General features: G+C 64.5%; 11 protein-coding genes, 1 tRNA gene and 1 pseudogene. 8 read left to right on the forward strand and 5 right to left on the reverse strand.

The window, feature by feature from the left end; all coding sequences use genetic code 11:
- Positions 1 to 58 precede the first annotated feature (58 nt).
- On the reverse strand, positions 59 to 2800 hold the full coding sequence (gene acnA / locus B9A31_RS20180) for an aconitate hydratase AcnA (protein WP_019096187.1): 2742 nt from the start codon (positions 2798 to 2800) through the stop codon (positions 59 to 61).
- 224 nt (positions 2801 to 3024) lie between these two features.
- Here acnA and rlmM point away from each other — a divergent pair, with 224 nt between their 5' ends.
- From rlmM to pdxB, 3 genes are all read left to right on the forward strand, one after another.
- Positions 3025 to 4089 carry a 23S rRNA (cytidine(2498)-2'-O)-methyltransferase RlmM gene (gene rlmM / locus B9A31_RS20185; RefSeq protein ID WP_019096188.1) on the forward strand — a complete coding sequence of 355 codons (1065 nt, stop codon included), beginning with the start codon at positions 3025 to 3027 and terminating at the stop codon, positions 4087 to 4089.
- A gap of 76 nt (positions 4090 to 4165) precedes the next feature.
- Positions 4166 to 4408, forward strand: coding sequence for a sulfurtransferase TusA (tusA, locus tag B9A31_RS20190; protein WP_003248727.1), 243 nt, complete (start codon positions 4166 to 4168; stop codon positions 4406 to 4408).
- Positions 4409 to 4468: 60 nt separating this feature from the next.
- Entirely contained in the window at positions 4469 to 5611 is a 1143-nt protein-coding gene (pdxB, locus tag B9A31_RS20195; protein ID WP_016714879.1) for a 4-phosphoerythronate dehydrogenase PdxB, read from the forward strand.
- A 52-nt stretch (positions 5612 to 5663) separates the two neighbouring features.
- On the opposite strand, the gene B9A31_RS27330 is transcribed toward pdxB, so the two are convergent.
- Complete coding sequence (locus B9A31_RS27330; RefSeq protein ID WP_016714880.1) at positions 5664 to 5837, reverse strand: PA1571 family protein; 174 nt, start codon at positions 5835 to 5837, stop codon at positions 5664 to 5666.
- A gap of 209 nt (positions 5838 to 6046) precedes the next feature.
- Here B9A31_RS27330 and B9A31_RS20200 point away from each other — a divergent pair, with 209 nt between their 5' ends.
- The 3 genes and pseudogenes from B9A31_RS20200 to B9A31_RS27810 all read left to right on the forward strand — a co-directional run bounded on the left by B9A31_RS20200 (position 6047) and on the right by B9A31_RS27810 (position 9599).
- Positions 6047 to 7810 carry an ABC transporter transmembrane domain-containing protein gene (locus tag B9A31_RS20200; protein WP_025754469.1) on the forward strand — a complete coding sequence of 588 codons (1764 nt, stop codon included), beginning with the start codon at positions 6047 to 6049 and terminating at the stop codon, positions 7808 to 7810.
- Between the two features lie 745 nt (positions 7811 to 8555).
- Positions 8556 to 8666 (forward strand): annotated as a pseudogene (locus B9A31_RS27805) (hypothetical protein); the annotation flags it as partial.
- Positions 8667 to 8894: 228 nt separating this feature from the next.
- Positions 8895 to 9599 (forward strand): methyl-accepting chemotaxis protein, encoded by a 705-nt coding sequence (locus tag B9A31_RS27810; RefSeq protein WP_371105374.1) that lies wholly within the window; start codon positions 8895 to 8897, stop codon positions 9597 to 9599.
- 54 nt (positions 9600 to 9653) lie between these two features.
- On the opposite strand, the gene B9A31_RS20210 is transcribed toward B9A31_RS27810, so the two are convergent.
- Together B9A31_RS20210 and B9A31_RS20215 are read right to left on the reverse strand one after the other, a co-directional pair.
- Positions 9654 to 9730: transfer RNA gene (locus B9A31_RS20210), tRNA-Pro, on the reverse strand.
- 80 nt (positions 9731 to 9810) lie between these two features.
- The gene (locus B9A31_RS20215; protein WP_019096192.1) at positions 9811 to 10032 is read right to left on the reverse strand and encodes a YgdI/YgdR family lipoprotein; all 222 of its coding nucleotides are present in this window, start codon (positions 10030 to 10032) and stop codon (positions 9811 to 9813) included.
- A gap of 187 nt (positions 10033 to 10219) precedes the next feature.
- On the opposite strand from B9A31_RS20215, the gene moaB reads away from it, so the two are divergent.
- Both moaB and glp read left to right on the forward strand, forming a co-directional pair.
- On the forward strand, positions 10220 to 10759 hold the full coding sequence (gene moaB, locus B9A31_RS20220; protein WP_016714883.1) for a molybdenum cofactor biosynthesis protein B: 540 nt from the start codon (positions 10220 to 10222) through the stop codon (positions 10757 to 10759).
- Positions 10743 to 11969 carry a molybdopterin molybdotransferase MoeA gene (gene glp / locus B9A31_RS20225; RefSeq protein ID WP_027615678.1) on the forward strand — a complete coding sequence of 409 codons (1227 nt, stop codon included), beginning with the start codon at positions 10743 to 10745 and terminating at the stop codon, positions 11967 to 11969. The genes moaB and glp overlap by 17 nt, the downstream gene beginning before the upstream one ends.
- On the opposite strand, the gene B9A31_RS20230 is transcribed toward glp, so the two are convergent.
- Positions 11958 to 13205, reverse strand: coding sequence for a glycosyltransferase family 4 protein (locus B9A31_RS20230; RefSeq protein ID WP_084297298.1), 1248 nt, complete (start codon positions 13203 to 13205; stop codon positions 11958 to 11960). The two genes, glp and B9A31_RS20230, sit on opposite strands and share 12 nt — an antisense overlap.
- Between the last annotated feature and the right edge of the window lie 30 nt (positions 13206 to 13235).

Here is a 13235-nt window from a genome sequence, read left to right on the forward strand (position 1 = left end):
TACCAGGCATGCCAACCCAGCCTGGGGCCGTTGTGCGGCGGCCCCAGGCTTTGCTGACTTAGCCGGCAATCAGCTGTCGCAACACATAATGCAAAATCCCCCCAGCCTTGAAATACTCCACCTCATTCAGGGTATCGATACGGCACAGCACCTCGATCTGCGTCTGCTGCCCATCCTCGCGGGTGATGCGCAAGGGCAGGCTCATGCCCGGGCGGATCTGCGCGCCATTCAAGCCCAGCACATCGATTCGCTCCTTGCCGGTCAGCCCCAGTTGCTTGCGGTCGTTACCGGCCTTGAACTGCAGCGGCAGCACGCCCATGCCCACCAGGTTTGAGCGGTGAATACGCTCGAAGCTTTCCGCCAGTACAGCCTTGACCCCCAGCAGGTTGGTGCCCTTGGCTGCCCAGTCGCGGCTTGAGCCGGTGCCGTATTCCTGGCCGGCAATCACCACCAGCGGGGTGCCTTCCTGCTGGTAGCGCATGGCCGCGTCGTAGATCGACAACTTCTCGCCGCTGGGCACATGCAAGGTGTTGCCGCCTTCCTCACCCGCCAGCATTTCGTTGCGAATGCGGATGTTGGCGAAGGTGCCGCGCATCATCACTTCATGGTTGCCACGCCGCGAACCGTAGGAGTTGAAGTCGCGTGGCTCCACCCCCTGCTCACGCAGGTAGCGCCCGGCGGGGCTGTCGGCCTTGATGTTGCCAGCCGGTGAGATGTGGTCGGTGGTCACCGAGTCGCCCAGCAGCGCCAGCACACGCGCACCCTGGATGTCGACGATCTGTGGCGGCGGGCCGCTGATGCCGTCGAAGAACGGCGGGTGCTGGATGTAGGTAGAGTCGGGCTGCCACACGTAGGTGGCGGCCTGCGGCACCTCGATGGCCTGCCATTGTGCATCGCCGGCGAACACTTCGGCATATTCCTTGTGGAACATCGCCGTGTCGACCTTGGCGACGGCTTCGGCAATTTCCTGCTGGCTGGGCCAGATGTCGCGCAGGTAAACCGGCTGGCCGTCCTTGCCGGTACCCAACGGGTCACGCGTCAGGTCCAGCCGTACGCTGCCCGCCAGGGCGTAGGCCACCACCAGCGGCGGCGAGGCCAGCCAGTTGGTCTTGACCAGTGGGTGCACACGGCCTTCGAAGTTGCGGTTGCCAGACAGCACCGATGCCACGGTGAGGTCGGCGCTGCCAATGGCTTTCTCGATCGCTTCATCCAGCGGGCCGGAATTGCCGATGCAGGTGGTGCAGCCATAGCCGACCAGGTCGAAGCCCAACTGGTCGAGGTAGGGGGTGAGCCCGGCGGCCTTGAAGTAGTCGGTGACCACCTTGGAGCCCGGTGCCAGCGAGCTCTTGACCCAGGGTTTGCGTTGCAGGCCCTTTTCCAGCGCCTTTTTCGCCACCAGCCCGGCCGCCATCATCACGCTGGGGTTGGAGGTGTTGGTGCACGAGGTGATCGCTGCAATCACCACGGCACCATCGCGCAGGGTGTGAGTCTGGCCTGCATGGTTGTAGTCGATCTCGCCCGCCTGGTCGGCGTTGCCCACCGCTACGCCGCCGCCACCTTCGCTCTCCAGACGGCCGATGTCCTTGGCCAGTGGTTTGGGTTGCAGCTCGATGAAGTGGTCAAAAGCCTGGCTGACCTGGCCCAGCGCTACCCGGTCCTGTGGCCGTTTAGGCCCGGCCAGGCTGGCTTCGACCTCGTGCATGTCCAGCGCCAGGCTGTCGCTGAACAGCGGCTCCTGGCCAGGCAGGCGCCACAGGCCTTGGGCTTTGCAGTAATGCTCGACCAGTTGCACGGTCGCTTCGGGGCGGCCCGACAGGCGCAGGTAGTCCAGGGTCACCTGATCGACCGGGAAGAAACCGCAGGTTGCGCCGTATTCCGGCGCCATGTTGGCAATGGTCGCCCGGTCGGCCAATGGCAGCTCGGCCAGGCCATCGCCGTAAAACTCGACGAACTTCCCCACCACGCCTTTCTTGCGCAGCATTTGCGTAACCGTCAGTACCAGGTCGGTGGCGGTGATGCCTTCGCGCAGCTTGCCGGTCAGCTTGAAACCGATCACTTCGGGGATCAACATCGACACGGGTTGGCCGAGCATGGCCGCCTCTGCCTCGATGCCGCCGACACCCCAGCCGAGCACACCTAATCCATTGATCATGGTGGTGTGCGAGTCGGTACCCACCAAGGTGTCGGGGAAGGCATAGGTGCGGCCATCGGCTTCACGGGTCCACACCGTGCGGCCCAGGTACTCCAGGTTGACCTGGTGGCAGATGCCGGTGCCCGGCGGCACTACGCGGAAGTTGTCGAAGGCGCTCTGGCCCCAGCGCAGGAAGGCATAACGCTCGCCATTGCGCTGCATTTCGATATCCACGTTCTCGCCGAAGGCCTGCGGCGTGCCGTAATGGTCGACCATTACCGAGTGGTCGATCACCAGGTCCACCGGTGACAGCGGGTTGATCCGCTGCGGGTCGCCGCCGGCCTTGGCCATGGCTGCGCGCATGGCGGCCAGGTCGACCACGGCCGGCACGCCGGTGAAGTCCTGCATCAGCACCCGCGCCGGGCGATACTGGATCTCGCGGTCAGAGCGCCGCTCGCTTAGCCACTGGGCAAGGGCGCGCAAGTCGTCGCCGGTGACGGTATGGCCGTCCTCCCAGCGCAGCAGGTTTTCCAGCAGCACCTTCAGCGACATGGGCAGGCGTTGCAGGTCACCCAGCTGGCGGGCGGCCTCGGTAAGGCTGAAATAGTGATAGGTCTGGTTGCCGACCTGGAGGGTCTTGAGGGTGTTCAGGCTGTCGAGCGAGGGCATTGCCAACTCCTTCTGCGCCGGTGCCCGGCAATTACTCAAGGTCTGCCGGTGTCACCGCTCTGTTGCGGTCCGCACGGTACGGACCTGGCTGAAAGGTCAGGTTAGACCGCTTTGCGGCCGCTGACCCTTTTCTGGACCGGCGGAGCGTGTCGCAGGTTCCGATCTTCCTTTATCATCGCCGCCCTGCCGGCGCCTGTTGCGCGCCAGCCGTAGTGGAGTGAGAGATGAATACCCTGTTCATGCATTGCCGGCCCGGTTTCGAGGGCGAGGTTTGCGCCGAAATCAGCGAACATGCCGCCCGCCTGGGCATTGCCGGCTATGCCAAAGGTAAGCCACAAAGTGCCAGCGCCGAGTTTGTCTGCAGTGAAGACGGCGGTGCCGAGCGATTGATGGGGGCGCTGCGCTTCAACGAGCTGATTTTCCCTCGGCAGTGGGCCCGTGGCGGTTTTGTCGAGTTACCGGAAAGTGACCGTATCAGTGTGCTGCTGGCGCAGTTGGCCGACTTCCCGGTGTTCGGCAGCCTGTGGCTGGAAGTGCTGGACAGCAACGAAGGCAAGGAATTGTCCACCTTCTGTCGCAAGTTCGAAGTGCCGTTGCGCAAGGCCCTGGAAAAGGCCGGCCGCCTGGTCGACGACGCCAGCCGCCCACGGTTGCTGCTGACCTTCATCAGCGGCCGGCGGGTGTTTGTCGGCTTGGCCCCGGCCAACAACAGCGCGTTGTGGCCCATGGGCATCCCGCGCCTGAAATTCCCCCGCGAGGCACCCAGCCGTTCGACCCTCAAGCTGGAAGAGGCCTGGCACCAGTTCATCCCGCGTGAGCAGTGGGAGCAGCGCCTGGGCGATGACATGACCGGTGTCGACCTGGGCGCCTCGCCGGGTGGCTGGACCTACCAGCTGGTACGTCGTGGCATGCTGGTGACGGCCATCGACAACGGGCCGATGGCCGAAAGCCTGATGGACACCGGCCTGGTGCAGCACCTGATGGCCGACGGTTTCACCTGGCAGCCGAAGCAGCCGGTGGACTGGATGGTGTGCGACATCGTCGAGAAGCCGGCGCGCACCACTTCGCTGATCGAAACCTGGCTGGGTGAGGGGTTGTGCCGCGAGGCAGTGGTCAACCTTAAATTGCCGATGAAGCAACGCTATGCCGAAGTACGCCGGTTGCTCGACCGCATGGAGGCGACGTTCAAGGCGCGCAAGATCAGGGTATCGATTGCCTGCAAGCAGCTGTATCACGACCGTGAGGAAGTGACCTGCCATCTGCGCAGACTGGACCTGAAGCCGCGCTGATTTCGGGGGCTGCAAGCCAGCCCCTTGGTTGAAGCGAGCCTATGCGCGACAATAACGATCATTTGCGGAGCCCCCCATGACCGATTTCACCCCCGATGCCATCCTCGACGCCACCGGCCTGAATTGCCCGGAACCGGTAATGATGCTGCACCAGCACGTGCGCAACCTGGCGGCTGGCGGCCTGCTGAAGGTCATCGCCACCGATCCGTCGACCCGCCGTGACATTCCCAAGTTCTGCAACTTCCTCGGCCACGAATTGCTGCAGCAGCAAGAGGACGCCGGCACCTTCCTGTACTGGATCCGTAAAAAAGCCGACTGAAGCGCTCTGGAACACGCCCCGCGTTGCGCCTACACTGCGTTCCCCAGACAGGAGAGCGCCATGCTGATAGTTGCCGACGAGAACATCCCGCTGCTCGATGCCTTCTTCCAGGGTTTCGGTGAAATTCGCCGCTACCCGGGCCGAAGCCTCGATGCCGCCAGCGTCAAGGACGCCGATATCCTGCTGGTGCGCTCGGTGACCAAAGTCGACCGCCAGCTGCTCGAAGGCAGCCGCGTACGCTTTGTCGGCACTTGCACCATCGGTACCGATCACCTGGACCTGGACTACTTTGCCGAAGCCGGCATCCGCTGGAGCAGTGCGCCGGGCTGCAATGCACGCGGCGTGGTCGACTACGTGCTGGGCAGCGTACTGACCCTGGCCGAGCTCGATGGCGTGGCACTGCCCGATCGCGTGTATGGCGTGGTGGGTGCGGGTGAGGTGGGCGGCCGCCTGGTGCGGGTGCTTCACGGCCTGGGCTGGAAAGTACTGGTGTGCGACCCGCCGCGCCAGGCCGTCGAGGGTGGCGACTACGTCAGCCTCGAGACGATCTTGCAGCAGTGCGATGTGATCAGCCTGCATACCCCGTTGCAGCGTGCCGGCGAGCACCCGACCTGGCACTTGCTGGGCCAGGCGCAGTTGGCGCAGTTGCGCCCAGGGGCCTGGCTGATCAACGCCAGTCGTGGCCCGGTGGTGGACAACGCTGCCTTGCGCGAGCTGCTGCTGGACCGTGAAGACGTGCATGCGGTGCTGGATGTGTGGGAGGGCGAGCCGCAGGTCGACCTGCAACTGGCCGACCTGTGCACGCTGGCTTCGCCGCACATTGCCGGCTACAGCCTCGATGGCCGCCAGCGTGGCACGGCGCAGATCTACCAGGCGTTGTGCCGCTTCCTCGGCGTGGACGAGCAGGTGCAACTGGCAGACTTGCTGCCCCGGCCGCCACTGGCACAAATCGAACTGGATGCCGGCACCGACCCGGCCTGGGCCTTGGCGACCCTGTGCCGCGCCGTGTACGACCCGCGCCGCGACGATGCGGACTTCCGCCGCAGCCTGAGCGACGACCCGCAGCTGCAGCGGGCGGCGTTCGACCAGTTGCGCAAGCAGTACCCGCCACGTCGCGAGATCGAAGGGCTGGCGGTGCGCTTGCGGGGTGAGTCGCCACAGTTGGCGCAGCTGGTCAGTGCCTTGGGTGGGGTGCTGGCCTGATTCAGGCCAATAAAAACCCGGCGCGAGCGCCGGGTTGCAAATAATTCGTCGGTCAACCTTTGCGTACGCGCTCGGCCCGGCTTTCTTCCAGGGCCTTGCAGGCCTGCTGGATCATTTGCTCGGTGATCGGCACTTCGCGCCCCTGGGCGTCGATGATCGAACCGCACACCTGCGGTTGCGGGGTGGTCCGGGGCTTCTGGTTGTCACTGCCATGCTGCAAGCTCATGCACTGTCTCCTCATCAGGTTCAAGCTCAAGTTAGCCCTGCGCCGTGACTGGCCTGTGACAGCTTCTGTGTCACGGCAGCAACAGTCCAACAGAAACCAGGTGAAAGCTCCAGCGACTGGTTATACCGATGGGCTATAGCAACCTGCGGGCATTCCCACAGCCTGGATGAGTGGTAGTCTGCGGTTTCCCCCGCATTATGGTCGTCGCCATGCCCGAATCGGTTTCCCCACGTCAGCGCCGCGCCTTGCGCCTGGCCTGGCAGTTCGTCCGCCCCTATCGCCGGCAAGTGCTGCTGGCCTTGCTGGCCCTGGTGGTCACTGCCGCCATCACCCTGTCGATGGGGCAGGGCATCCGCCTGTTGGTGGACCAGGGCTTCATGACCCGCTCCGCGCACCAGCTCAACCAGACCATCGGGTTGTTCCTGCTGCTGGTGCTGGCCCTGGCGGTGGGCACTTTCAGCCGCTTTTACCTGGTCTCGTGGATTGGCGAGCGGTGTGTGGCCGATATCCGTCGCGCCGTTTTCGATCACCTGATCGGCCTGCACCCCGGCTTTTTCGAAGACAACCGCAGCTCCGAGATCCAGTCGCGGCTGACGGCGGACACCACCTTGCTGCAGTCGGTCATCGGCTCATCGTTGTCGATGTTCTTGCGTAACGCGTTGATGGTCATCGGCGGCGTGGTGTTGCTGTTCATCACCAACCCCAAGCTCACCAGTATCGTGGTGGTGGCCCTGCCGTTGGTGTTGGCACCTATCCTGCTGTTCGGTCGTCGGGTGCGCAGCCTGTCGCGGCAGAGCCAGGACCGGGTGGCCGATGTGGGCAGCTACGTGGCCGAAACGCTGGGGCAGATCAAGACGGTGCAGGCCTACAACCACCAGGCGCACGACCGCGAACTGTTCGCGGGCACTGTCGAAGCAGCGTTCAGCGTGGCCCGCAAGCGGATTGCCCAGCGTGCCTGGCTGATCACCCTGGTGATCGTGCTGGTGTTGGGGGCGGTGGGGGTGATGTTGTGGGTCGGCGGCATGGATGTGATCGCTGGGCGTATTTCTGCAGGCGAGCTGGCTGCATTCGTGTTCTACAGCCTGATCGTCGGTAGCGCCTTCGGTACCCTCAGCGAGGTGATCGGCGAGCTGCAGCGTGCCGCTGGCGCCGCTGAGCGTATTGCCGAACTGTTGGCTGCGCGCAGTGCAATCCTGCCGCCCGAGCTGGCGCAGGCGCTACCAAGACAGCGGGCCAAAGGGCACATCGAATTGCAGCAGGTGGTGTTTGCCTACCCGTCACGGCCTACGGTGGCGGCTGTCGATGGCCTGAGCCTGGCCATCGAACCTGGACAGACCGTTGCCCTGGTTGGCCCCTCGGGTGCAGGCAAGTCGACCTTGTTCGATTTGTTGCTGCGTTTTTACGACCCACAGCAAGGGCGCATCCTGCTCGATGGTCAGGCGATTACCGCGCTCGACCCTGACCAGCTGCGCCGCCAGTTCGCCCTGGTGGCGCAAAACCCCTCGCTGTTTCGTGGCACGGTGGAGGCCAACATCCGTTATGGCCGGCCCGAGGCGAGCCTGGCAGAAGTCGAGGCAGCCGCCCGCGGTGCCTATGCCGATGAATTCATCCGGCAGCTGCCGCAAGGCTACCAGACGCCTTTGGGCGAGGGCGGCATCGGGCTTTCCGGTGGGCAGCGGCAGCGCCTGGCGATTGCCCGGGCGTTGCTGGTGGATGCGCCGATCCTGTTGCTGGATGAAGCCACCAGCGCCCTCGACGCGCAGAGCGAACACCTGATCCAGCAGGCGTTGCCCAGCCTGATGGCCGGGCGCACCACGCTGGTGATCGCCCATCGCCTGGCCACGGTGCAGCATGCCGAACGTATCGCGGTCATCGACAAGGGGCGGCTGGTGGCGGTGGGCACACACCGTCAGTTGATCGAGGAAAGCCCGCTGTATGCGCGGTTGGCGGCCTTGCAGTTCACCACAGGGTAGGGTGTCGCGGTTTTGTAACATTTTTGTAGCAATTGCCTGAGAGTATCTGCCTCAACTGTTGCGTAAGTGCTCGACCTGGCTGCCATTGCTTGATGGCAGCTTTTTTTTGGCCTGCCAGTAATGGGGGCTGCACAGCGGCCCCAGCCCTCTCTCTCTGGTTCCGAGACCCTAGATGTTGCGTAAATCCCTCAGAGTGCAAATTCTCTCGCTGCTCGGCGGCAGCCTGGCGGCGATGTTGCTGATCGCCCTGGTGTGTTTCCAGTTCCTGTCGTCCAGCGTGCGCGGTTATGCCGAGCTGGTCGACGGGCCGCTGCGGGCCTCGCAATTGATCGACGAAGCCAACCTGCAATTCAAGATACAGGTACAGGAATGGAAGAACGTGTTGCTGCGCGGGCGCCAGCCAGCGGACATGGACAAGTACTGGCAGCAGTTCCAGGCCCGTGAACAACAGGTTCAAGAGCTGCTCGGGCAGTTGATCGACAGCAGCGACGCCAGGCTCAAGGCGCCGTTGCAGCAGCTGCGTGACAGCCACCGGCAGTTGGGCCAGGCCTATGCGCAGGGCCGCCAGGCTTTCCTTGCCGCAGGTGGTGACCCGGTAGCCGGCGACCAGGCGGTCAAAGGCGTGGACCGCGCCGCCAGCGAGCAGATGAGCGAACTGGTCGAGCAGCTGCGTGCCGATGCGCGTCAGCGTGCGGCCAGCATCAGCGCCAGCGCCGAGCGCACGGTATGGCTGGGCTTGCTGGTGATGTTGGCTTCGGCGGTGCTGGTGGGGCTGCTCAGCCTGTGGCTGGTCAACCGTAGCCTGATCGAGCCGATCCGCCAACTGATCGAGTATGTCGCACAACTGAGCCAAGGGCGTTTCGCCGCCCGGGTCGATAGCCGCCGTGAAGATGAACTGGGGCGCCTGGCGCGGGCTGCCAACACGCTGCGCGACTTCCTTGCCGATACCGTTGGCCGCCTGCAGGACAACGCGCAGGAGCTGGAAGGCGCCAGTGGCCAGTTGCGTAGCATCGCCGGCGACATGGCCCGTGGCACCCACGACCAGTTCCAGCGTACCGACCAGGTGGCCACGGCCATGCACGAGATGTCCGCCACCGCCCAGGAGGTCGCCCGCCACGCCGCCGAGGCCGCTCGCGCGGCAGATGACGCTGACCACAGCGCCCAGGCCGGCGAGCAGGTGATGCAGCAGACCATCGACATTATCGGTGTGGTCAACCGTGAAATCGCCGGCACGGCGGCGGTAATCCGCGACCTGGAACACGACAGCACGCGCATTGGCAAAGTGCTGGAGGTGATCCGTGGCATCGCTGAGCAGACCAACCTGCTGGCGCTCAACGCAGCCATCGAAGCGGCCCGTGCTGGCGAAGCCGGGCGTGGGTTTGCAGTGGTTGCCGATGAGGTGCGCAGCCTGGCCCAGCGCACCGCTGCATCGATTGCCGAGATTCACCAGATCATCGAAGCCGTGCAGTCGGGGGCGGTAGAGGCGGTCAAGGCGATCGAAAGCGGCCAGCAGCGCAGCGAGGAGGGGGCCGAGCAGGTGCAGCAGGCCGGGCAGATGTTGCAGCGCATCACCCAGTCCGTAGAGGCGATCCGTGACATGAACCGACAAATCGCCACGGCGGCCGAAGAGCAGACCAGTGTGGCGGAGGACATTTCGCGCAACCTGATCGAAATCACCCGTATCGCCACGGCCAACCAGCAGGCAGTGCAGCATACCGAGCAGGCCGGGCAGCGCTTGCACGGGTTGTCGGGGCAGTTGGGTGAGGTGACCTCGCGCCTGACGGCCTGACCGTTTTCAGGCACAACAAAAAGCCCGCACAAGGCGGGCTTTTCGAGCAGGATCTGGTCGGAGAGACAGGATTCGAACCTGCGGCCTTCTCGTCCCGAACGAGACGCGCTACCTGGCTGCGCTACACTCCGATGAACAAAATCCTACTGCATCCCGTTTTTGCACACAAGCCCTTGTTGTTCAAAGGGGCTTTGCAAAACGGGCGCCTGGATCAGAGCTCTTTGACGGTGCGGATCTGGTCCTTGTTCAGGCGGGTGCGCTTGCCATCCAGTTGCTCGAATTCGTAGAAGCCGGAGTCTTCATCGTAGTTCGGGGTGTCCGTGGCCTGGATTTCGCGGCCATCGTTCAGGGTAATGACGGTCGGCGAAGCGCAGCCGGCAAGGGCGCCCAGGCCCAGGGCGAGCAGGAAGGCGGGTAGGGTCCGTTGAATCATCGTGTTTCTCCAGTGCGATGGTGCTAGATGTCAGTTAAGACGCAGGGTGTCCATGCAAGTTCCTTCTCTAGTGCAGCATAGCGGCAAACCCGGCCTATTGACCGAGGGCAATCGCCATGGGCGCAACGTCGGGAAAGGTGCGCTGTGATATAACTGCGGCCATCTCATCCTGTTGTGACGGACACCCATGAAAGCCAAGGCAGATACCCCCTTCGTGGCGCTGAACATCGCCGTGCTCACGGTCAGCGACACCCGTACTTTCGACACCGACACCTCCGGGCAGCTGTTCGTCGACCGCCTGAGTGCGGCCGGCCACCGTTTGGCCGAGCGCGTGCTGCTCAAGGATGACCTGTACAAGATCCGCGCCCAGGTTGCCACCTGGATCGCCGATGACAACGTGCAAGTGGTGTTGATCACGGGGGGGACCGGCTTTACCGGCCGCGATAGCACGCCCGAGGCGGTGGCCTGCCTGCTGGACAAACAGGTGGAAGGGTTTGGAGAGTTGTTCCGGCAGATCTCGGTGGCCGACATTGGCACCTCCACTGTGCAGTCGCGTGCCTTGGCCGGGCTGGCCAACGGTACCTTGGTGTGCTGCCTGCCGGGCTCGACCAACGCCGTGCGTACCGGCTGGGATGGCATCCTGGCCGAACAGCTCGATGCCCGCCATCGCCCGTGCAACTTCGTTGCGCACCTGAAGCAGGCAGCGGCCTGTGACAGCCGTGGCTGAGGCCGGCCAGGCCCGGCCGCTGATGCCGGTGGAGCAGGCCCTGGAGCAACTGCTGGCGCTGGCCGAGGCGGCGCCCATACGCGAGATGGAGAACCTGCCGCTGGCCGAGGCCGAAGGCCGTGTGCTGGCTACCGATCTGGTGGCCTCGCTCGACCTGCCGCCCTGGCCGAACAGCGCCATGGACGGTTATGCCTTGCGCAACGCCGACTGGCAGGGCCAGCCGCTGCCGGTCAGCCAGCGCATTTTTGCCGGGCATGCGCCACAGCCGCTGCAGCCAGGCACCTGCGCGCGCATCTTTACGGGGGCGCCGGTGCCGGAAGGGGCCGACTGCGTCGAGATGCAGGAAAACACCGAGGTGCTCGAAGATGGCCGGGTACGCTTTCTTGAAGCGTTGCAAACCGGGCAGAACATACGCCCTCAGGGCCAGGAAACCCGCAGGGGTGAGCAGGTAATGAGCGCCGGCACCCGCCTTGGTCCGATCGAACTGGGCCTGGCGGCGACCCTGGGCCATGGTCGCCTGGATGTGGTACGCAAGGTACGGGTGGCGGTGCTGTCCACCGGTGACGAACTGGTCGAGCCCGGCCTGCCGCTGGGCCCTGGGCAAATCTACAATAGCAACCGTCGGCTGCTGGTCAGCTGGTTGCAGCGGCTGGGCTGCGACGTGGTCGATGCGGGCATCCTGCCGGATGACCTTGCACGTACCCGTGCCTGCCTGGCCTCGCTGGGCGACGTTGACCTTATCTTGTCTACCGGCGGTGTCTCGGTGGGGGAGGCCGACTACCTCGGTGCTGCCCTGCGCGAAGCCGGCGAGCTGGCGTTGTGGAAGCTGGCGATCAAACCGGGCAAACCGCTGACCTTCGGCCACTTCCAGGGCGTGCCGGTGATCGGCCTGCCGGGCAACCCGGCCTCGACCTTGGTCACCTTTGGCCTGCTGACCCGGCCCTACTTGCTCCGTCGTCAGGGGGTGGCCGATGTCACGCCGCTGCGTTTCGACATGCCGGCGGGCTTCGACTGGCCCAAGCCTGGCACGCGCCGCGAATACCTGCGCGCGCGCATCGAACAGGGCCAGGTGCGCATCTACAAGAACCAGAGCTCGGGGGTGCTGCGCAGTGCCGCCTGGGCCGAGGGCCTGGTAGAGGTGCGCGAAGGCAGTACGCCGAAACAGGGCGATAGCGTGCCGTTCATCCCCTTCAGCGAGCTACTTGGCTGAGCGGCCCAGCCAGGCACTGCCCAGCGGTGCGGCCTCGGCGGGCGCTGCCTGGGCCAGGCGCATGTGCACGTTCTCCAGTTGCTGGGCCGCCACGCTCCAGTCGTGGCGTTGACGGGCGAATTGCCGCCCGTCATCGCTCAGTTGGCTCATGCGCCAGGGCTGGTTGAGCAGTTGGGTGATCAGCAGGGCGAGCTGGTCACCGTCATCACTGCCCAGGTAGTGCTCACCGTTGTTCGCGGCCAGGCCCGATACGCCTTTGCCGGTGGTGATCACCGGCAGGCCGGCGGCCATGGCCTCAAGGATTTTTACTTTGGAGCCGCCGGCATAGCGCAGCGGGGCGAAGAACAGTGCCGAACGCTTTTGCAGCTCGCGCAGGTCAGGGCGGTAGCCGAACCATTCGATGCGCGGGTCGTTCCAGTGCAATTTCCAGCTGATTGGCAGCGCATGCCCGGCTATCGCCAGGCGCACCGCCGGGTTGCTCATCCACACTTGCGGCATGATGTCTTCCAGCGCCCACTCGATGGCTTCCAGGTTGGCGCCATACTCGAAGTTGCCCACGAACAACAAGCGCTGGCTATGCAGCGCAGGTTGCACGTGCTGGTAGAAATCACAATCCACACCATTGACCACCACGTTCACCGGGCGCCCGCTGATCTGCGCGATCAGCTCGGCATCGTGTGCGCTGACCGCTACCAGCTCGGTAGGTTGGCGCAGCACCCGCTGTTCCCAGCGCCGGTAGCGCCAGCGGTCAAAGGCATTGAGCGGGCGTAGCCAGAGCGGCAGGCGGTCGTGGCAGGCACCGCCCATCACGGACTCCAGCGTGTGCTCGCTGAGCATGTAGGGCAGCCCGCGCGCCTGCAAAGCCTTTTCGAACGGTTGAAAGCTATAGCTGTGCTCGATCTGGATCACGTCCCACGGTTCGTCCAGCAACTGCTCGAAGCGGTGCCGCAGGCAAGGGGACAGGCCATTGATGATCGCCCGCATGGGGTAGTCGATGATCGGCGAGGCCAGCAGGTTCAGCGGGCTGTGCAGTGGCCGACGGGGTAGCACGATCAGTCGTTCGAGTAGGGGCTCCAGGGCTTCGCGGGCCGCATCGCTGAGCGGGATTTTCGACTGCACCAGCAGGGTAATGCGGTGGCCTTGCTGTGCCATTGCGCGCATCAGGTGGTATTGCCGGGTCTTGCTGCCGCTGGTAGTTGGCCAAGGCAGGTACGGCAGTGTCCAGAGAATGCGCATGACCCGGAATCCTCGCTGAAGGCTGTGGAT

The organism is Pseudomonas sp. URIL14HWK12:I5, assembly GCF_900176445.1.
Classification (GTDB): domain Bacteria; phylum Pseudomonadota; class Gammaproteobacteria; order Pseudomonadales; family Pseudomonadaceae; genus Aquipseudomonas; species Aquipseudomonas monteilii.